Source organism: Brevibacillus sp. GCM10020057, from assembly GCF_042683565.1.
GTDB lineage: Bacteria > Bacillota > Bacilli > Brevibacillales > Brevibacillaceae > Brevibacillus.
In genome coordinates this window covers 17,291-37,410 of record NZ_JBHUJW010000001.1, presented here as the reverse complement: position 1 = coordinate 37,410, position 20,120 = coordinate 17,291, and the positions used below count along the sequence as shown (strand labels likewise).

General features: G+C 54.8%; 23 protein-coding genes. All 23 read left to right on the top strand.

Annotation, left to right across the window (positions count from 1 at the left end; translation table 11 throughout):
* The first annotated feature begins 95 nt into the window (after positions 1-95).
* The 23 genes from ACFSO0_RS00155 to fabZ all read left to right on the top strand — a co-directional run bounded on the left by ACFSO0_RS00155 (position 96) and on the right by fabZ (position 20,106).
* Positions 96-458 (top strand): NADH-quinone oxidoreductase subunit A, encoded by a 363-nt coding sequence (locus ACFSO0_RS00155; RefSeq protein WP_376874798.1) that lies wholly within the window; start codon positions 96-98, stop codon positions 456-458.
* Entirely contained in the window at positions 449-967 is a 519-nt protein-coding gene (locus ACFSO0_RS00150; protein ID WP_376874546.1) for a NuoB/complex I 20 kDa subunit family protein, read from the top strand. The genes ACFSO0_RS00155 and ACFSO0_RS00150 overlap by 10 nt, the downstream gene beginning before the upstream one ends.
* Entirely contained in the window at positions 964-2,037 is a 1,074-nt protein-coding gene (locus tag ACFSO0_RS00145) for an NADH-quinone oxidoreductase subunit C (protein WP_376874543.1), read from the top strand. The genes ACFSO0_RS00150 and ACFSO0_RS00145 overlap by 4 nt, the downstream gene beginning before the upstream one ends.
* Positions 2,038-2,040: 3 nt before the next feature.
* Entirely contained in the window at positions 2,041-3,189 is a 1,149-nt protein-coding gene (locus ACFSO0_RS00140) for an NADH-quinone oxidoreductase subunit D (protein ID WP_376874540.1), read from the top strand.
* On the top strand, positions 3,189-4,196 hold the full coding sequence (gene nuoH, locus ACFSO0_RS00135) for an NADH-quinone oxidoreductase subunit NuoH (protein ID WP_376874537.1): 1,008 nt from the start codon (positions 3,189-3,191) through the stop codon (positions 4,194-4,196). Before ACFSO0_RS00140 ends, nuoH begins: the two co-directional genes overlap by 1 nt.
* 114 nt (positions 4,197-4,310) lie before the next feature.
* Entirely contained in the window at positions 4,311-4,724 is a 414-nt protein-coding gene (gene nuoI / locus ACFSO0_RS00130) for an NADH-quinone oxidoreductase subunit NuoI (protein WP_376874534.1), read from the top strand.
* A gap of 2 nt (positions 4,725-4,726) precedes the next feature.
* Entirely contained in the window at positions 4,727-5,233 is a 507-nt protein-coding gene (locus tag ACFSO0_RS00125; RefSeq protein ID WP_376874531.1) for an NADH-quinone oxidoreductase subunit J, read from the top strand.
* A complete protein-coding gene (gene nuoK / locus ACFSO0_RS00120; RefSeq protein WP_376874528.1) occupies positions 5,233-5,544 on the top strand; it encodes an NADH-quinone oxidoreductase subunit NuoK in 312 nt (103 codons plus the stop codon). Before ACFSO0_RS00125 ends, nuoK begins: the two co-directional genes overlap by 1 nt.
* A 27-nt stretch (positions 5,545-5,571) precedes the next feature.
* Complete coding sequence (gene nuoL, locus ACFSO0_RS00115) at positions 5,572-7,500, top strand: NADH-quinone oxidoreductase subunit L (protein WP_376874525.1); 1,929 nt, start codon at positions 5,572-5,574, stop codon at positions 7,498-7,500.
* Positions 7,484-9,025, top strand: coding sequence for a complex I subunit 4 family protein (locus ACFSO0_RS00110; RefSeq protein WP_376874522.1), 1,542 nt, complete (start codon positions 7,484-7,486; stop codon positions 9,023-9,025). Before nuoL ends, ACFSO0_RS00110 begins: the two co-directional genes overlap by 17 nt.
* A gap of 3 nt (positions 9,026-9,028) precedes the next feature.
* The gene (gene nuoN / locus ACFSO0_RS00105; protein WP_376874519.1) at positions 9,029-10,555 is read left to right on the top strand and encodes an NADH-quinone oxidoreductase subunit NuoN; all 1,527 of its coding nucleotides are present in this window, start codon (positions 9,029-9,031) and stop codon (positions 10,553-10,555) included.
* A gap of 175 nt (positions 10,556-10,730) precedes the next feature.
* Positions 10,731-10,961, top strand: a complete 231-nt coding sequence (locus ACFSO0_RS00100) for a DUF1146 family protein (RefSeq protein WP_376874516.1) — start codon at positions 10,731-10,733, stop codon at positions 10,959-10,961.
* A 97-nt stretch (positions 10,962-11,058) separates the two neighbouring features.
* Positions 11,059-11,811: a YwmB family TATA-box binding protein gene (locus tag ACFSO0_RS00095; RefSeq protein ID WP_376874513.1), complete on the top strand. Its 753-nt coding sequence runs from the start codon at positions 11,059-11,061 to the stop codon at positions 11,809-11,811.
* 18 nt (positions 11,812-11,829) lie between these two features.
* On the top strand, positions 11,830-13,155 hold the full coding sequence (gene murA, locus ACFSO0_RS00090; protein ID WP_376874510.1) for a UDP-N-acetylglucosamine 1-carboxyvinyltransferase: 1,326 nt from the start codon (positions 11,830-11,832) through the stop codon (positions 13,153-13,155).
* A 154-nt stretch (positions 13,156-13,309) separates the two neighbouring features.
* Complete coding sequence (gene spoIID, locus ACFSO0_RS00085) at positions 13,310-14,317, top strand: stage II sporulation protein D (protein WP_376874507.1); 1,008 nt, start codon at positions 13,310-13,312, stop codon at positions 14,315-14,317.
* A gap of 90 nt (positions 14,318-14,407) precedes the next feature.
* Positions 14,408-15,139: a peptidoglycan DD-metalloendopeptidase family protein gene (locus ACFSO0_RS00080; protein WP_376874504.1), complete on the top strand. Its 732-nt coding sequence runs from the start codon at positions 14,408-14,410 to the stop codon at positions 15,137-15,139.
* Positions 15,140-15,339: 200 nt separating this feature from the next.
* Complete coding sequence (gene spoIIID / locus ACFSO0_RS00075; protein ID WP_376874501.1) at positions 15,340-15,624, top strand: sporulation transcriptional regulator SpoIIID; 285 nt, start codon at positions 15,340-15,342, stop codon at positions 15,622-15,624.
* A gap of 79 nt (positions 15,625-15,703) precedes the next feature.
* Positions 15,704-16,720 carry a rod shape-determining protein gene (mreB, locus tag ACFSO0_RS00070; RefSeq protein WP_376874498.1) on the top strand — a complete coding sequence of 339 codons (1,017 nt, stop codon included), beginning with the start codon at positions 15,704-15,706 and terminating at the stop codon, positions 16,718-16,720.
* Between the two features lie 6 nt (positions 16,721-16,726).
* Positions 16,727-17,695 (top strand): flagellar hook-basal body protein, encoded by a 969-nt coding sequence (locus tag ACFSO0_RS00065; RefSeq protein ID WP_376874495.1) that lies wholly within the window; start codon positions 16,727-16,729, stop codon positions 17,693-17,695.
* A 15-nt stretch (positions 17,696-17,710) separates the two neighbouring features.
* Positions 17,711-18,544 carry a flagellar hook-basal body protein gene (locus tag ACFSO0_RS00060; protein WP_376874492.1) on the top strand — a complete coding sequence of 278 codons (834 nt, stop codon included), beginning with the start codon at positions 17,711-17,713 and terminating at the stop codon, positions 18,542-18,544.
* 35 nt (positions 18,545-18,579) lie between these two features.
* Positions 18,580-18,828, top strand: coding sequence for a DNA-directed RNA polymerase subunit beta (locus ACFSO0_RS00055; RefSeq protein ID WP_376874489.1), 249 nt, complete (start codon positions 18,580-18,582; stop codon positions 18,826-18,828).
* Between the two features lie 139 nt (positions 18,829-18,967).
* Complete coding sequence (locus ACFSO0_RS00050) at positions 18,968-19,489, top strand: CDP-alcohol phosphatidyltransferase family protein (protein ID WP_376874795.1); 522 nt, start codon at positions 18,968-18,970, stop codon at positions 19,487-19,489.
* Positions 19,490-19,647: 158 nt separating this feature from the next.
* Complete coding sequence (fabZ, locus tag ACFSO0_RS00045) at positions 19,648-20,106, top strand: 3-hydroxyacyl-ACP dehydratase FabZ (protein ID WP_376874486.1); 459 nt, start codon at positions 19,648-19,650, stop codon at positions 20,104-20,106.
* Positions 20,107-20,120 lie beyond the last annotated feature (14 nt).

Below are 20,120 nucleotides of genomic sequence, written 5' to 3'. Positions count from 1 at the left end.
GCAATACTCCTTTGAAGGAATATCGACTCCATCAGAGGGCACGAAGCAAGGCTTCATACACTTTCACGAAAGCGGAGGGAACGTGGGTGAATGACATGTATACCAACAATTATGTCATTGTCGCCATCTTTTTGATCCTTGGTGTGTTATTGCCCGTGGCCACTGTCAGTTTCATCGGTCCGCTGGTGCGTCCAAAGAAACCGACGCGAGAGAAGCAAACGACTTATGAAAGCGGTAACATTCCGGTAGGGGACAGTTGGGTGCGCTTCAATGTGAAGTATTATATCTTCGCTCTCATGTTTGTGATTTTCGATGTAGAGACGCTCTTTCTGTATCCATGGGCCGTCGCCTACAACAAGCTGGGGCTGTTTGCCCTGGTGGAGATGGTCATCTTTATATCCTTGCTGGTCGTTGGATTGATCTACGCTTGGAGAAAGAAGGTGCTGGAATGGAACTAGATTTGACAAGCATTGCGCCTGAATTGCGGGAAGAGTTGGAGCGCAACGTCATGTTTACGACGCTGGAGACGGTAAAAGGATGGGTGCGCAGCAACTCGCTGTGGCCGCTGACATTCGGTCTCGCCTGTTGCGCGATCGAGATGATGGGGACGGGCGGTTCCCGGTACGACCTCGACCGTTTCGGCGTGATTTTTCGTGCGTCGCCCCGTCAGTCCGACGTGATGATCGTCGCAGGCACCGTGACGAAGAAAATGGCGCCGCTCCTTCGCAGATTGTACGATCAGATGCCGGAGCCGAAGTGGGTCATTGCCATGGGGTCCTGTGCGACCGCAGGAGGCCCGTACGTGCGCTCCTACAGTGTGGTTAAAGGCGTGGACCAGATCGTCCCTGTAGACGTGTATATCCCCGGCTGTCCGCCCAATCCGGCAGCGTTGATCTATGGCATAAATAAATTACAAGAAAAGATTCGCTATGAAGCGAAGACTGGGAAGCGGGTGACCAGTCAATGAGCGACGAAAAACGCAAGCCGACGCCCGAGGAAAAGGCAAAGGCAGCAGCCGAGGCTCGTGCCAAGGCAGAAGCATTGCGAAAATTAAGAGAACAGGAAGCGGCGGGAGAAAACAAAGCTGCAGAGGGACCAGCGGCAGAAGGACCTGCACAGGCTGACGCAACACAGGTCACAGACGCGTCTGCCCCCGCAGAAGCCCCGGCCGCCCCGACCAAGCCGGTATCGGAAATGACGCCGGAAGAAAAGAAAGCCGCAAAGGCCGCAGCCGCCGCTGAAGCACTGGCAAAAGCCAAGGCGGCGAAGGAAGCCAAGGAAGCAGGCACGACGCCCGCAGGAGCAGATGCCGATGCCAAGGCAAAAGCCGCAGCTGCAGCCAAAGCCAAGGCGGCAGCAGCCGCAGCAGCGAAAGCAAAAGCTGCACGCGAGGCAGGAGGAGCTGCGACTGACGCCGGTGATGCAGGCAGTGATGATGCCAAGGCAAAAGCCGCCGCCGCTGCGAAAGCCAAGGCCGCCGCTGCCGCAGCCGCAAAAGCCAAAGCAGCGCAAGGCGCCGATGGAGCTGGGGCTGCCGAAGAGGCACCAAAGGCACCATCCAAAAACCAGCCATTCCTGGACAAATACGTTTCCCGCATTACGGAAGCATTCGGAGCTGACGTGTTGGAAGCGTCCTATATCAATGAGCTGGCCAAAGAAGTCCCGACTCTGGTCATCAAGAACGAACGCTGGCAGGAAGTCGCATCGTTCCTGAAGGAAGACGAACAGTTGGCCTTCGACTATTTGTCCGATCTGCACGGCGTCGATTACGATGACCGCATGGAGGTCTACTACCATTTCTACTCCTACAAAAATCGGCAAAATTTGGCGGTAAAAGTCAAGACGGACAGAGAGAATCCGACTGTCCCTTCCGTGATGGGCATCTGGCAGGGAGCCAACTGGAACGAGCGGGAAGCATTTGACCTTTTAGGCATCCATTTCCCGGGACATAGGGATATGCGTCGAATCTTGCTGCCGGATGACTGGGTGGGCTACCCGTTGCGAAAAGATTATGTGCAATACGACGAGGAGGTTTAACCCATGGACCAGAACATCCTCACGACTCAAATCGAGACCTCACCGGACACGGGCATTCGCACGGAAGAGATGCTCCTGAACGTAGGTCCCCAGCATCCCAGCACACACGGCGTTTTTCGTCTGATCGTCAAAATCGACGGGGAGACCATCCGCGAAGCGATTCCCGTGATGGGCTACCTGCATCGCGGCACGGAGAAGCTGGCAGAGAACCTGAACTACACGCAAATTATTCCGTACACCGACCGGATGGACTACGTGTCGGCGATGACGAACAACTACGTGTTCTGTCACGCGGTCGAGACCATGATGGGGCTGGAAATTCCGGAACGTGCCCAGTTCCTGCGGCTGATTGCGATGGAGCTGAACCGGATCGCCAGCCACCTGGTCTGGTGGGGCACCTATCTCCTGGACATCGGGGCGATGGGACCGTTTCTTTACGCTTTCCGTGATCGGGAAATGATTCTCGACCTGTTCAACGAGTTGTGCGGAGCGCGGATGACCTTCAACTACATGCGGATCGGCGGAGTCAAATGGGACGCCCCGCCCGGATGGATCGAGAAGGCCAAAGAGTTCGTGCAATACATGAAAAAGGAACTGCCGAATTACCATCAGCTCGTGAGCGGCAACGAAATTTTTATCAGCAGGATCAAAGGAATCGGAAAATTTGATGCGAAGACGGCGCTGGATTACTCGCTCTCCGGGGTGATGCTTCGCTCGACCGGGATCAAATGGGATTTGCGCAAGGACGAACCGTACTGCATCTACGACCGCTTCGAGTTTGACGTCCCTACAGCCACAGAGGGAGACTGCATGGCGCGCTACCAGCTGCGCATGGCAGAGATCGAACAGTCGCTGCGCATTCTTGAGCAGGCGCTCGATCAATTCCCGAGTGAGGGAGAAGTCATCGGCAAAGTCCCGCGTGTCATTCGTCCGCCGGCAGGTGAAACCTATGTGCGCATCGAATCCCCGCGGGGAGAAATCGGCTGCTACATCGCCAGCCAGGGCAAGGATAAGCCATGGAGGCTGAAGTTCAGACGTCCTTCGTTTACCAATTTGCAAATCCTGCCCAAGCTGCTCATGGGAGAAAATCTCGCCAACATGATCGCCATTCTGGGCAGTATCGACATCGTGCTCGGGGAGGTTGACTGTTAATGAGCGCACTCTTGCAGCAAGCACCCTCATGGGGAACCACCTTCTGGTTTATCCTGGCGGCAGTCGTATTGCTCGCAGTATTGCTGGGATTTGTTACCTACGCCATCTACTTTGAGCGAAAAGTGATCGGTTGGATGCAGCTGCGGATCGGGCCGAACCGCGTCGGACCGCTGGGGCTCTTGCAGACGGTCGCAGACGTGACGAAGCTCTTGCTCAAGGAAGACACGCGACCGGAGCATGCTGACAAAGCCCTGTTTACGCTGGCCCCGGTTTTGGCCTATGCGCCCGCTTTTGGTGTACTGGCTGTCATGCCGTTTACAGAAAGCATTCAGTTTGCCGATTTGGGCATTGGGCTTTTGTACTACATCGCACTCTCCGGAATCACGGTCCTGGGTGTCATTACAGCAGGCTGGGCATCGAACAACAAGTACTCGCTGATCGGAGGTCTCCGCTCTGCTGCGCAGATGATCAGCTATGAAGTGCCGCTGGTCATGTCCGTAGTGGGAATCGTTCTAATGACCGGCAGTATGAATCTTCGGGAAATCGTCGAGGCACAGCGGGATGTCTGGAATATCGTTCCGCAATTTATCGGGTTTGTCGTCTTTCTCGTAGCCGCACAGGCGGAGCTGAACCGCACGCCGTTTGACCTGCCGGAAGCAGAGTCGGAGCTGGTCGCGGGCTATCACGTCGAATACTCCGGGTTCCGCTTTGCCATGTTCATGCTCGCCGAGTACGTATACATGTTCGGAATGGGGGCATTGATCACCATTCTGTTCCTCGGCGGTTGGCTGCCGATTCATCCGGCTCTTGGCTTCATTCCGGGAATCGTCTGGTTTGTCCTGAAGTTTTCCCTCTATGTCTTCTTTCAGTTCTGGCTGCGTGCCACGATGCCGCGCATGCGTGTCGACCAGTTGATGTCGTTCGCCTGGAAAGTGCTGTTGCCCGTGGCGCTGTTTAACATCCTGCTCACGGCTGTCGTCATCTCGTATCAGAACGGCACGCTTTGATCAGGATGCAGGGAGAAAACGACACGGGATGAGTTGGCCGCGTTCCGAGTTTCATTGCGTAGGCTCGCCAAAGAGTTGGCGCAGCGAAGTTCTCAAAACGGAGGGGTGACACACATGCTAGGATTGGCCAAAGGCTTGGGATACACCTTTAAAAAGCTGACCGAGAAAAAAATCACGCACTTTTACCCGGATGTTCCGTTTCCCATGCCGCCTCGTTTTCGCGGCATCCAGCACTTTTCCCCGGAGAAGTGCATCGTCTGCAACCAGTGCGCACGCATATGTCCGACAGAATGCATTCAGCTGACAGGCAGACCTCATCCGGACCCGGACAAAAAAGGAAAGATTATCGACACGTACGACATCAACTTCGAGCTCTGTATTCTCTGTGACCTGTGCACGGAGGTGTGCCCGACAGAAGCAATCGTGATGACGGGTAACTTCGAGCTGGCGGTGTACAGCAGAGATGAGCTGTACAAGAACTTGAAGTGGCTGGATGACAACAATACGAACGTCAGGGAGGAGAATTAGCGATGACAGGCGAATTTGCAGCCTTTTTTATCCTTTCTCTGCTGACGATTGGCGGCGCCGTCTTTATGATCAGCTTTACCCGCGTTGTGCACATGGTGATATCGCTCGGTATTACGTTTATCAGCATCGCCGGTCTGTTCGTGCTCCTTGGAGCCGATTTCGTCGGCGTCGCGCAGGTGCTCGTCTACTCCGGTGCCATTTCCATCCTGATGCTGTTCGGAATCATGCTGACCAAGCACGATGCCTTAGACGAGGGAACGGGACGCAAGTGGAAGAACCGGTTCATCTTCCTGTTCATCGTCCTCGTTTTTGCCCTGCTGTTCTGGGGGATTCAGCGGACGCAGTGGCCGGCACCGTTGCCGCCAGCGCCGACAACCGCAAGCAATGCACAGGAAATCGGGCTGGAAGTATTCACGAAGTACGTCATTCCGTTCGAGCTGGTATCTGTACTGCTCCTGGTCGCCTTGGTCGGGGCGATCATCATGGCGAAAAAGGAGGGGGATAAGTAATGACAGTAAGCATTACCTCCTATCTGCTGGTCGCATTGATTCTCTTCTGTGTCGGGTTGTACGGGGCGCTGACCAAGCGAAACGCTGTGGTCGTGTTGCTGTCGATCGAGCTGATGCTGAATGCGGTCAATATCAACCTGGTCGCATTTTCCAAATACGGGCTGCATCCTGCCGTAACCGGGCAAATTTTCACGCTGTTCTCCATGACTGTCGCGGCGGCTGAAGTAGCGCTGGGATTGGCGATTTTGATCGCGCTGTACCGCAACAAGGCGACCGTCAACGTGGACGAAATGGATCAAATGAAACGATAAGGTGGAAACCCGAAAAGGAGGACAAAGATGGATACGTTACTGCACTATGCCTGGCTCATCCCTCTGTTTCCGCTTCTTGCTTTCATCGTGATCGTTTCGTTTGGTCGCCAGTTGAAAGAAGGAGCTTCTTTCGTCGGCATCTTGCTGACGGCAGTTTCGTTCGTGATCGCCGCTCTCGCCTTCTGGGAGAGATTCCACGGGGGAGCGGTCGATTACAAGTTTGTCGTCGATTGGCTCCAGGTCGGAGACATCGTGATCAATATGGGCTTTGAAGTAAACCAGCTCAATGCCATGATGCTGGTGATCGTGACCCTCGTCAGCCTGCTGGTTCAAATCTACTCCAGAGGCTACATGCATGGCGACGAGCGTTTTCCGGTGTTTTATCAGTACCTTGCGCTGTTCACTTTCTCCATGCTGGGGCTGGTGATCTCGCCGAACCTGCTGCAGGTGTACATTTTCTGGGAGCTGGTCGGGGTTTGCTCCTTCCTGCTTGTGGGCTACTACTTCTTCAAGCCGGAAGCAAAGGCGGCAGCCAAAAAGGCGTTTATCGTGACGCGCGTAGGCGATTTCGGCCTGTTCATCGGGATCTGTCTGCTGTTTTGGTGGACCGGCAGTTTCGACTACGAGCAAATTTTCGAGAGTGTCGGACTGGGCAGGCTGGAGCCGTGGATGGTGACGACAGCAGCGGTGCTCATTTTCGTGGGAGCAGTTGGTAAGTCGGGCCAATTCCCGCTGCACACCTGGCTGCCTGACGCGATGGAAGGTCCCACCCCTGTATCGGCGCTCATCCACGCTGCGACGATGGTAGCGGCCGGGGTGTATCTGGTGGCCGCGACCTATCCGCTGTTTATCGCCTCGGAGACCGCATTGACTGTCGTGGCTTACGTGGGCGGGTTTACGGCTATCTTCGCGGCTTCGATTGGCCTGACGCAGCGGGACATCAAGCGGGTGCTCGCCTATTCGACGGTCAGCCAGCTCGGCTACATGATGATGGCGCTGGGTGTCGCCGGAGCGGCGGGGTATGTGGCAGGCTCCTTTCACCTGATGACACACGCCTTTTTCAAAGCGCTGCTCTTCCTGGGAGCAGGCAGCGTCATTCATGCGGTACATACGCAGGATGTCTTTGAGATGGGCGGATTGTGGAAAAAGATGCCGATTACCGCGCTCACGTTTCTCATCGGTTGTCTGGCGATCGCCGGGATCTTCCCGTTTTCCGGATTCTGGTCAAAAGAGGCGATCCTGGGAGCCGTCTACGGGGCGCACCGCTACGACCTGCTGGTAATCGCGCTCGTCGCTGCATTCTTTACCGCATTTTACATGTTCCGTCTGTACTTCCTGACGTTTACCGGAGAGTCGCGCAGCCATGGCGGACACGAGCCGCATGAGTCTCCGGCCGTCATGACGGGTCCGCTCCTGGTGCTGGCTGTGCTGGCGATCGTCGCCGGCTTCGTCAATACGCCGTACGCGCCGTTGCTGTCACAATGGCTGCTGGATTCAAACACAGGCAATTCGATCGCCACCCAGTTCGGAGAGGGAAGCGAACATACGGCGGCCTGGCTGCAGGTGCTGGCATTGGTCGTCTCCATCCTGGGAATCGTGCTTGCCTATTTGATGTACGGAAAAAAATCGGTTTCGGCCGATGCCATTCCGGAGACGCTGCCGTGGCTCTACAGGCTGTCGTACCGGAAGTATTACGTCGATGAGCTGTATCATTACGTGTTCGTCCGGCCGCTCAGATGGCTGGGCATCGTCCTCGGTGTTTTCGACAGGTACATCGTGGACGGCTTGGTGGGACTGACCGCAAAAATTACGCGGGGGATCGGCTCCCTGCATGCGCGGGTGCAGAGCGGACAGATCCAGTCGTACGGGGCTATGGTGCTGTTTGGATTGCTGCTCTTGATCGTCGCCATCAGCTTGACGGCGCAAGGAGGTGGGCTCTTTGGATTCGGTCGCTAATATTCTCTTGACGGCATTGGTGTTTTCACCGCTGCTGGCCATCGTCATCCTCGCTTTTGTGCCGAATCATCAGGGCGGGGCAATCAAGCAGATCGGCATTTACGGAACGCTGCTGCCGCTGATTTTGTCTCTGTGGATGTACGGCTCGTTTAACAACGAATCGGCGAATCTGCAGTTCGTGGAAAAACATGACTGGATCTCCATTCCGATCGGGATGTCCCAGTCCGGCGCGATGTTTACCTTTGACATCGGCTACGATCTGGGGGTAGACGGGATTTCGATGCCGCTCGTCCTGCTGACGTCGATCATCGCGACGCTGGCAGCGGTAGCGTCCTGGCAGGTCAAAAAGAGGTTGAAGGAATTTTTCATCCTGTTCCATATCCTGCTCATCGGGATGCTGGGTGTGTTTGCTTCCAACAACCTGTTCCTGTTCTTCATTTTCTTTGAAATGACGCTGGTGCCGACGTTTTTCCTCATCGGCATCTGGGGCTACGGCGAGAGGGAGCATGCCGCGAACAAATTCCTGCTGTACAACGGGATCGGCTCCGGGATTATGCTGCTCGCCTTCATCGTCCTCTTTGTCATGACGCGCACGATGAATATCGACCAGATCGTGACGATGTTGTCCACGCCGGAGAATCCGGCAGCGGCAGCACTGACACCGGCGTTCCGCTACGGACTGTTCATGGCGCTGTTCATCGCTTTTGCCATCAAGCTGCCTGTCTTTCCGTTCCATACGTGGATGTTGAAAGTGCACGTACAGGCTCCCCCGTCCATCGTCATGATCCACTCGGGGATCTTGCTGAAAATGGGGGCGTACGGGCTGTTGCGAATGGGGATCGGCTTCTTTCCGGATGAGGCCTACCAGTTTTCCACCTGGTTCGCCGTGCTCGGGATCATCAACGTCTTGTATGGCGCGGTGCTGGCCTTTGTCCAGAAGGATCTGAAAATGGTGCTGGCCTATTCCAGTATCAGCCACATGGGAATCGTGCTGCTCGGGTTTGCCTCGATGAACACAATCGGCTTTCAAGGGGCGATGTTCCAGGTCGTGTCCCACGGCTTCATTTCGGCGCTGCTGTTCTTCCTGATCGGCGTGATTTGGGACCGGACGCAGACCTCGATGATCGACGACCTGGGCGGTTTGGCCAAAGCGATGCCGTTTGCCGGCGGAATCCTGCTGGCGGGGGCGATGGCTTCCCTCGGGTTGCCGGGCATGTCCGGGTTTATCAGCGAGTTTTTCGCCTTCCTTGGCCTGTTCGGACGGATGCCGGTGCTCGCGGCGGTCGGTGCGCTCGGCATCGTGCTGACGGCGGTCTACCTGCTGCGGGCCATCCTGCGCACGACCTTTGGCAAGATGCCGGAGCGGTTTATCGGACTGGCGGACGCGCAGCCGATGGAAGTCATCCCGATGGTGGTTTTGCTGGGCTGCATCATTCTCATCGGGGTGTATCCGGCTCTCTTGGGAATCCCGATGCAGCAAGCTCTGAAAACGATCGTACCCATTGTCACGGGAATAGGAGGGTAATCCATGGACGTTAAAGATATATTCTCGTATAACTGGAGCTACCTTCTGCCCGAGTTTATCATTCTAGGCTTTGCTACCGTGCTGTCGCTGCTGGACCTGTTCGCGGGGAAAAGACTCGGCAAGCAGGTGATCGGCTGGCTGTCTCTCGTCGGTGTCGTGCTCGCAGCCGTGTTCGTCTTCGTGAACGTGGGCACACTCGACAAGCCGTACAGCTACATGGCAGACATGATTCGCATCGACAACTACGGCAATGCATTCAAGCTGCTGTTTCTGGCAGGGACGGCCTTTGCTCTGCTGATGTCGCTGTCGTATTTGAAGCAGCAGGAAGTGGAGCATACGGGCGAATATTACTACCTGCTGCTGACGGGGCTTTTGGGCGCGATGGTCATGGCCTCCTCCGCAGACCTGATCACGCTGTTTGTCGGGCTGGAGCTGTTGTCTCTCTCTTCCTACGTGTTGGTCGGATTGCGGAAAAAGTCGCTTCATTCCAACGAGTCGGCGTTCAAGTACGTCGTCTCCGGCGGTATTGCGACTGCCATCACGCTGTTCGGGATGTCCTACGTGTACGGTTTGACGGGAACGACAAATGTCTACGAGATTTCGACGCGCCTGGCTGAAGCCGGCATGGCGGGCTATCCGTTTCTCATTTACATGGCCTTTGTTTTCCTGGCCGTCGGTCTCGCTTTCAAAATCTCGGCAGCCCCGAACCATATGTGGGCGCCGGATGTGTACCAGGGAGCGCCAACGCCTGTCACCGCCTTTCTCGCGGTAGTGTCCAAGGCGGCGGGGTTCGCGATGCTGTTCCGCCTCCTGCTGATCGCCTTCTTCCAGGTGACAGACGGAGCCAGCCGCTTCTTCTTTGAACAGGGAAGCCTGTACCTCGCCGTCATCTCGGCGGCGTCGATGATTATCGGGAACACTATGGCTCTCAGGCAGACGAACGTCAAGCGCATGATGGCCTACTCGGGGATTGCCCAGGCCGGCTATCTGCTCGTTCCGTTTGTGCCGCCGACCACGCTCTTTTTCAGCGAAGTCATCTTCTACCTGTTCGGGTATTTGCTCGTCAGCTTTGGTGCGTTCGCTGTAATTATGGTCGTCTCCCGCGAGCAAGGAACCGAAGACCTGAAAGGCTTCGCCGGGCTGTATCACCGCTCGCCGATCCTGGCTGTCGCCATGAGCATCTTCCTGCTATCTCTGGCGGGAATTCCGGTCACGGCAGGGTTTTTCGGGAAATTTTATCTGTTCATGAGCTCGCTGGCGCGGGAAAACTACTGGCTCTCCGCCATCATGATCATCACCAGCGTCGTGTCGTACTACTATTACTTCGGGATCATCCGGCAGATGTACATGCGCCCGGGGGCGAGCGAGGCGCCGTTGTATGTGCCGAAAGGGATCTGGGCTTTCGTGCTCGTCATGGCTGTGGCGACCGTGTTCTTCGGCGCGTTCCCCGGACTGGTGACAGATTACGTCCAGGCGCATTTCAATCCGTCGTTCGATTTCGGAAACATGCTGCCGCCGACTTTGCAGTGAACCTCGTAACCGGATAGCGCTTCATGTACAATAGAGGGATAGCCTTGTCACGAGGCTGTCCCTTTTTCATGCAGGGAGGCAAGTCAACCAACGTTTTGCCAAGACTTGGCGCAGCCGGTTTTCTGCTGCCCGCATCAGTTGCGCAAGTTTTTAGAGAGCAGAGGAGGAAATGAGAATGCCGCAAGAAGTGTACGGCTTTCTGAGCATTATTTTGACGATTGTATCCATCGGTCTTAGCTGGTGGTCACTGCAGTCGCTGAGCTTTGAAAAGATACTGAAACACCCGAACGGAGCACAGGCGAAGCTGCTGCAAATCCTGTTGTCCATCGTGATCGGGTACGAAATTTCCCGCTTCTTTCTCGATTATTTGGGCTGGTCGCTCGCATTCGGCAACATGTTCTCCTGACCGTCCAAACTTCCACGGGAACCGCTGGTATATCCACCCAGTTTCATGTGCAAAATGAGAAGTACAAAGAGTTGCATGTAACGGGGAGAGGGATAACATGGGGAAATGGTCCGGGACAGTCGCGCTGGCTGTGGCACTTGTCATGATCATGGGCGCCATCTGGCGGATGCCTGCAGAAGCGACGGGAGAAAAGCCGGTCGCCGCGCAGCTGTTGCGTGTTTTGGAGGATTCAGGGGCTACGGCAAAAACCATTCAGGTGCGTGCACGTGCCTCCATGGGAATGGTGGACAGCACGGAGAAAGTCAAAGAGTTGGCAGAACGTTGGGCCGGGCAACTGGAGATTCCATTTTCCCATGTCGAAATTTCGCGGAAGCATCAACTGATTGCTTATGAGACCGAAATCGTGCAAGAGGGCGTTCGTGTAAGCTTCGGGGTGTCAGGCGTTTCCAAAAATGGTTCTTTCGACTCATATTTGGTACTGGAGCTGACGGGGGGCCCTCAATCGCTACTATATATGGAAAACATGCAGAAATCGTTCGCGAATGCCCTGAAAAAAGCCGACTTTATTCCGCAAATTAGCACTTGTATTCGCGGAATGTACAATGATAAGATGAGTGTTGACCAACAGGAGGGGAAGATTTTGTCGATTTTCCAGTCCCTCCAGGCGTCAGAACTTGAACGTTTGCAGGATGAAACGGTTGTCAGCATTTCCGGGTACACCCGCATGTGGGAACCGTTCATTGCGTTAAACGGGCAAAAGATGAATCTACAGGTGGCGACCCATCGTGACAGCGATTCGTCAGGAACGTGGATCACCGTAGGAACACCAATTATCACAGTGGAATATTAGCACGCGGAGGGGTACACATTGGATAAAATTATTGTCCGCGGTGGTAAGGCATTGTCGGGAACTGTGAAAGTCTCCGGCGCCAAAAATGCCGTGCTCCCTATTATTGCAGCATCTATCCTGGCCGAAGAAGGGACATGCGTCATCACGGATGTGCCGGCGCTTGACGATGTCAGGACAATATGCGACCTCTTGAAATCGATGGGAATTTCCCTTACATATGATCATGAAGTGTTGACAGTACGTGCTGCCCAGCTGACCAGCGTGGAAGCATCCTATGAACTCGTCCGCAAAATGCGTGCCTCTTTCCTCGTCATGGGCCCGCTTTTGGCAAGACAGGGACATGCCCGTGTCGCGCTTCCAGGAGGGTGCGCCATTGGTACACGGCCGATCGATCAGCATCTCAAAGGTTTTGAGGCGATGGGAGCCAAAATCGAGATCGGACAAGGATTCATTGATGCAAAGGTCGATGGCCGCTTGAAGGGCGCGAAAATCTACCTCGATATTGCCAGCGTAGGGGCCACGGAAAATATCATGATGGCCGCCGCTCTGGCAGAAGGCACGACCGTGATCGAGAATGCGGCAGAAGAGCCGGAAATTGTAGATTTGGCCAACTTCCTGAACCGGATGGGAGCGAAGATTCGCGGAGCAGGCACAGGCTCGATCCGCATCGAAGGCGTGGACAAATTGAAAGGCTGCACGCATTGCGTCATTCCGGACCGGATCGAAGCGGGGACCTTTATGGTGGCTGCTGCGATTACAGGCGGGGATGTGTTCGTGGAAGGGGCGATTTGCGATCACCTCAAGTCTGTGACCGCCAAGCTGCGGGAGATGGGCGCAGATGTGGACGAGCAGGAAAATGGAATTCGCGTTCGCCGGACGGGTTCGCTGAAAGCCGTTGACCTGAAGACATTGCCATACCCGGGCTTCCCGACCGACATGCAGGCGCAAATGATGGCGCTCCTTCTCGTATCGGAAGGCACCAGCATCGTCACGGAAACCGTATTTGAGAACCGTTTCATGCACGTGGAAGAGTTCCGCCGCATGAATGCCAATATCAAGATCGAAGGACGCAGCGCGATTGTCGAAGGCGGCTCCAAGCTGACCGGCAGCAAAGTGGCTGCGACAGACCTGCGCGCAGGTGCAGCACTCGTGCTGGCAGGTCTGGTATCCGAAGGGGAGACGGAAGTTACCGCTCTTCACCACATCGACCGCGGCTACGTGAATTTCACGGAAAAGTTGCTCGCCCTGGGGGCTGACGTGGAGCGCGTGCGCCCGGACACCAGGAAGCGCGAGGTAAGCGTAGCCGAAACGATGAAGATGAGCTTCTCTCCCAATTTTGCCTGATCAATATGTCAACCATATGGCAAACGCGAGACTCTCTGTGAATAGCAGAGGGTCTTTTTTTACTCTCGCTTCTCTCTCATTCTCGCGTTCTATCGCCTTGGGGCAGCACATAGACATAACAGTGTCTAGCTACTTACCGAGGAGGATCTGTCGCATGAAACGTTACCTGCTGATGTGGTTTATCGTATTGCCGATCTTGCTCGTCGCCATTCCTGCCGCGCTGGTTAGCGTGTTTGCCCCGGCGGTCCCGACTGCCAAACAGGCGGATGTGGCCGTATCTGCTCCGGACAACCTCGCTGCCCAGCCGCCTCTTTTCATCAAGGTCTATCGTACGGAGAAAAAGGCGGTCGAGACGATTCCGCTGGAGACGTACGTCGCCGGCGTCGTAGCAGCCGAGATGCCTGCGGAGTTTGAGCTGGAGGCATTAAAGGCGCAAGCGATGGCGGCGCGGACCTACATCGTGCGCAGGCTGAGCGAAGGCAAGCTGGACGATGTGCCGCAGGGAGCGCAGGTGCTGGACACCGTACAGCATCAGGTCTATATCGATGACAGTCAGAGACGCGAGAGATGGAAGGACCAGTACGCCTGGAAAAACCAGCGCATTCTCCAGGCCGTCCAGGAAACGGCGGGGATCGTTCTGACGTACGAAGGGAAGCCGATCGACGCCACTTTCTTTTCCACCAGCAACGGCTTTACGGAAAACTCGGGTGAGTATTGGGACAAGGCAATTCCGTATTTGAAGAGCGTTCCGAGCCCGTGGGACATCCAGTCGCCGCGCTACGAGGAGACAGTCGTGATGACGACGGCAGAACTGGAAAAGAACCTGGGTATCAAGCTGGCGCAGGAGGCATCTACGAATGGAGCCTGGTACCAGATTGAAAGCAGGACGACAGGCAACCGCGTCGGCAAAATCAGCATCGGCGGCAAGGAGTTCACCGGACGGGAATTCCGGGAGAAGCTGAATTTGAATTCGTCCTCCTTTACCATGGAAATGCGCGGCAACCAGGTGTACATCACGACCAAAGGCTACGGCCACGGCGTCGGCATGAGCCAGTGGGGAGCCAACGGCATGGCCAAGAGCGGCAAGAACGCGGAGCAGATCGTGAAGTACTTCTACCAAGGGATCTCCCTGCAAAACTTTACGAAAATCATCCCCGTTTAGTTACGGCTGCGCAAATTTTTACGTTTCCCTTGTCTTTCAGGTTTATACGCCAAAATTCTGGCGATACTGAGGGATGAGGTGATGAATAAAATGGAAGATCAAAAAAATCAAAATCAACCGATTCCATTCAAGAAAGCAAGTTCTTGGAAAAAAGTTTTGGGCAAGAAGTGGGCGTTTCCTGCAATCTACATCGGCACCGCAGCAATCATTCTCGCTTTTGTGATGTGGTATCAGGGCAGCGTCATGAACACGGTATCCAATCTGACGAATGCTGGGGATGACGTGGTCGTGACGACCCCTGAGACTAGGGCAGTAGAGCCACAAGGCGATGAAGCGGTACCGGTTGCAGGTTCTGTGCAGCAGCTGGCTTGGCCCGTCGGAAAAGCAGTGCAGTACGAATTGGGGATGGGCTTCTACGATGAGCAAGCCTCCAAAGACAGCCAGCAAAAAGCGCTGGTCAAGTACAACAACTCGTTCTTCCCGCATACAGGGATTGATCTGAAGTCGACAGATGGCAAAAGCTTCGATGTCGTGGCTGCCCTGGCAGGGAAAGTCATCAAGGTAGAAAACGACCCGCTCGTCGGCAAAGTGGTGGAAGTGGAGCACGCAGACAAGATGGTCACCGTCTACCAAAGCCTGGAGAATGCCGTCGTCAACCCTGGCGACCAGGTGACTCAGGGCCAGGTGATCGGTTCTGCCGGACGCAATGAATATGAAAAGGATTCCGGTGTCCACCTTCACTTTGAAGTCCGCGTCGACAACAAGCCGGTCAATCCGGAGCAATACCTGATTTCAGGCGACACGGAAACGAAAAACCAATAACACGCAGCAAACACCTGTAAAGCTTGCTTTTACAGGTGTTTTTTTTGTGCGTATGCGCAGCTGCCGGTTTTTCACTCCTGGTACAACCTGTTGAAAAAAGATGCGGCCGTGCTGGCTTGTCAGGCTTGGAAACGTAGAATATGTGTCCCTGCGCACCCATATATTGTATCAGACAATGCAGATACAAGGAGGCGAGTGACGTGCACGACTACATCAAAGAGCGAACCATCAAAATTGGCCGATATATTGTGGAGACGCGAAATACGGTCCGGATGATCGCCAAAGAGTTCGGGGTTTCCAAAAGTACAGTGCACAAGGACTTGACTGAACGGCTGCCTGAAATAAATCCGGAGTTGGCGAACCAGGTAAAGGAAATTTTGGAATATCACAAAGCCATCAGACATTTGCGGGGAGGCGAAGCTACGAAAATCAAGTACAAACGGCGCAGTAAAAAGGTTCGCATGGAACAGGAGGAGAGCGTGTAAGAAAGATTTTCTTGTCCTCTTACGTCGAAGAGCCTATGATATTAGGTAGAAATGTAACTGGTAACAGGGAGGACCTTTCATGTTTGGCAAAGATATCGGAATCGACTTGGGGACAGCCAATGTCTTGGTTTTTGTAAAAGGCAAGGGAATCGTCCTGGATGAACCATCTGTCGTAGCAATTGACAGCAAAACCAGAAAAGTATTGGCTGTGGGCAACGAGGCGCGCCGCATGGTGGGCCGTACCCCAGGGAACATTGTAGCGATCCGACCTTTGCGAGAAGGCGTCATTGCGGATTTTGAAATTACTGAAGCCATGCTGAAACACTTCCTGGCCAAAATCGACGGGAAAAGCATGTTCGCTCGTCCGCGCATTCTGATTTGCTGCCCGACCAACATTACTTCTGTGGAGCAGAAGGCAATTCGCGAGGCGGCTGAACGCAGCGGCGGGGCCAGAGAAGTGTATATTGAGGAAGAACCGAAAGTGGCTGCAGTAGGGGCAGGTATGGACATTTTTCAGCCGTCGGGCAATATGGTAGTGGATATCGGTGGAGGTACTACCGATGTTGCGGTACTGTCGATGGGCGACATTGTGACATCATCCTCCATCAAAGTAGCGGGCGATACATTTGACGTGGCTATTATGCGGTACATAAAAAATAAATACAAATTGCTGATTGGAGAACGTACGGCTGAAGACATCAAAGTTCAGATCGGGACCGTTTCCGGCGGGCGCCAGGACGAAATGGACATTCGGGGTCGGGATATGGTAAGCGGACTGCCGCAGACCATTACCATTCGATCGGGTGAAGTCCAGGAAGCCCTGGCCGAGTCGGTGAGTGCGATTGTACAAGCCTCGAAAACCGTTTTGGAACGAACACCTCCGGAGCTTTCTGCCGATATTATTGATAAGGGTGTTTTCCTGACCGGCGGCGGCGCATTGTTGCACGGGATCGATCAAATACTGGCGGACGAGCTGAAGGTCCCTGTGCTGGTAGCGGACGAGCCGATGATGTGCGTAGTCAAAGGAACAGGAATGATGCTGGACTACCTGGACAAAGTGCCGGCACACCGGAGCAAGAAACTATTCAGGGGGTAAGATCACGTGATCAGAGGCTTGTATACGTCTGCATCGGGCATGCTCGCCTTGCAGAACTGGCAGGAATCGCTGGCGAACAATCTGGCTAACGTGAACACTCCGGGGTACAAGCAGGACGTGGGCGTCATGCGTGCCTTTCCGGAGCAGTTGATTTCCCGCATTCGCGACCAGGAAGGACCTGATGTTCAAGGCTATCCGAATTTGAGTGGACAGGCTGCCGTGATTGGTCGTCTGAACACCGGCGTGTACATGTCGGAGGCTTTGCCTATGTTTACGCAAGGCGACATCGCAGAGACCCGCAATCCGTACGACGTCGCGCTGCTCGACAACCTGCAGCCAGACCAGGACGGGAAGGAGCGCCGTCTGTTTTACAGCGTGGCGAAGCTGGAGGATGCGAGTCAGCCAGCCCAGCCGGGTGACATTCGCTATACGCGCAACGGCAACTGGAGCGTGAATGCGGATGGCTATCTGGTGACGCCGGACGGCTATTATGTACTGGATAATGAGAATAAAGCGATTCGCGTGAATGATCCAGACACGGGCATTTTTGCAGGCAAGGACTTGAAAATCAGCCGCCTGGGCGAACTGCAGTACGAAAATCCGGCCACTGGTGCGCTGGAAAACTTGCCGAACAACCAACGGCTGGGGCTTTCTGTCGTAACCGATCCGCAGAAGCTCGTGCGGGAAGGCACGAACATTTTCCGCTGGGAAGGCGACGGCGCAGTAGAGCCGCTGGATGTTGCGGAAGCCAACGACCAGGCCGCATTGGCTGCCGGCGAGTACGATTCACCGCGGATCGCAGGTCGATACGGCACCCAGCAAGGCTGGATCGAGCGGGCCAACGTCGATCCGATGCAGACGATGACAGCCATGATGAGCGCCCTGCGCGCCTATGAAGCGAACCAGCGTGTCATTACCACCATCGATGGCACCTTGGACAAAGCGGCGAACGAAATTGGCCGGGTAAACGGGTAACAGGAGGTAGCATAGATGCAGTCGCTTAACATTTCTACAGCTGCCCTGCGCGGCATCCAGCAGGCGCTGGACAATACCGCGAACAATCTGGCGAATCTTGATACGGTCGGGTACAAGCGTCGTGTAGCGTCGTTTTCCGAGCTGCTCTCCGACTCGATGAACAAGCAGCCGGAGGAGGACAAGGTCAACCGCAATACGCCGCCTGGCCTGCGCATCGGGAGCGGTGCCCGTCTAGGCCTGACCAAGCTGGACATGGGGCAAGGCAGCGCCAAACAGACGGATGTGCCGACAGATGTAATGATCGAGGGAGACGGGTACTTTCTCGTCACGAAAAAAATCAAGGATGCCACGGGTGCGATTGTTCAGGAAGAAAGCCGCCTGACGCGCAACGGCGCCTTCCAGATCGAATACAACAACGACGAGGGCGGCTATGTCCTGCATACGCCGTCCGGTCATATTCTGACCGACGAGTTCGGCACTCCGATCGTTCTGCAGCAGCCGATCCGCAACATCCAGATTTCCAAAGAAGGCGTGATCAGTGCGGACGGCACCGAATACGGCACCATCGGCGTGTGGAAAGTGGACAACCCTGACCAACTGCAGCAGGTGGGACAAAATCTGTTCGACGCGCAGCTGGCTTTCGGGGAAAGTCCGGACAGGAAGTACACCAATGCGCTGACGGAGGGGCTCGCGAGTCTCCGCCAGGGCGCTCTGGAAACCTCCAACGTCAACATGATGGAGGAGATGTCCCAGCTCGTGAACATTCAGCGCGCCTACCAGTTGAATTCCCGGGCGCTCGGCATCAGCGACCAGATGATGGGCATAGCCAATTCGCTTCGCGCACGATGACGGAAAGTCGAATGAAGATGACGGGAGAGAGGAGCATGGATCGAGGCAGAGGACAACAATTCCCGCGTGATACCCAGGAGGTCAAGGCCAAAGAACGCGTGCAAAGAGGAAGGAATTTGCCCATGATCATGATCAAGATCGTGATGGTTCCGTTTCTGCTGTTCATCTCTCTGGTCGTCGGCCTGATGATCGGTTATGGCGTCGTTGGACATAAGCCGACTTCGGAAGTGTTTGATCTGGGTACATACAAGCATATGTGGGACCTGTTGTTTGCAGGGACATGACAGGAAAGCGGACAAACGAATAACGAATGCGCAGGGAGCCCGTACCTTTGGTTGGGCTTCCTGCTTGTTGGGGAAGTTGTCCACAGAGTATAATAGATCGAGTGGTTGAAGAAGGAAGTGACGATTTGATTACGGAGGGATATCCGTGAATCTTCCTAATTTGCTTACGATCTTCCGCATCGTTCTCATCCCTTTGTACCTGTATATCTTTTTTTCCGCTCAGCCGTATCATGTCGAGATCGCATTGGGCATCCTGATTCTGGCGGGGCTTACGGATATAGCTGATGGGTACATTGCGAGGAAACATAAGCTGGTGACCACACTCGGAATCATGCTGGACCCGCTTGCCGATAAACTGATGATGATGGCTGTCATCGCGTCGTTGTTTTTGACGGAGCGAATCAGCTTGTGGGCTGCCCTGTTTTTCTTTGCACGAGACATTGCGATGATCGTGACGGGAGCGGTATACCATCTTAGGGGGAAGAAAACGGTACCAGCGAATACATACGGCAAAATTACGACAGTTTTGTTTTATCTGGTCTTTCCGCTGGTGATGTTCCGGTATCAATACAGCGAAGCCATTCTGTGGACGGTGATTGTGTTTTCCTTTATCACGAGCGCGATCTACCTTGGGAAGTTTCGTTTGTTGAACCGTATGTAATGGTGGGAAAAGAGCACTTCCAGGACGGGAAGCGCTCCTTTATCTCAACCCCGGACCTCCGCGCTGGCGAAAGACGGGTGATGTTTTTATTCTCACATGGCAGCTCGCTCTTCATGCATGGACAAGTTTCGTTATCAATGGAAATGGAGTGGTGATTCATGGAAATCAAGGCACCTTTGGATGTTGTACAAATTCAGCAGATTATTCCGCATCGGTACCCGTTTTTGCTGGTGGACAGGATCGAGGAGTTGGAGCAGGGCAAGCGCGCGGTCGGCGTGAAGAACGTGACGGTCAACGAGCCGTTTTTTCAAGGCCATTTTCCCGGTTATCCGGTCATGCCGGGTGTCCTGATTGTGGAAGCTCTGGCGCAGGTCGGCGCTGTCGCTATTTTGAGCATGGAAGAAAACAGAGGGAAAATCGGTCTGTTTGCGGGGATCGACGAGTTCCGCTTCAAAGATCAGGTCAAGCCCGGCGACACGCTGACGCTCGACGTGGAGCTGACGCGCGTACGCGGCTCCATCGGCAAAGGATACGGGAAGGCATCGGTAAATGGCAAGGTAGTCGCAGAGGGCGGTTTGATGTTTGCCCTGACTGCAGGCGTTCAGGCACATTCATGATCGTATTGAATGTG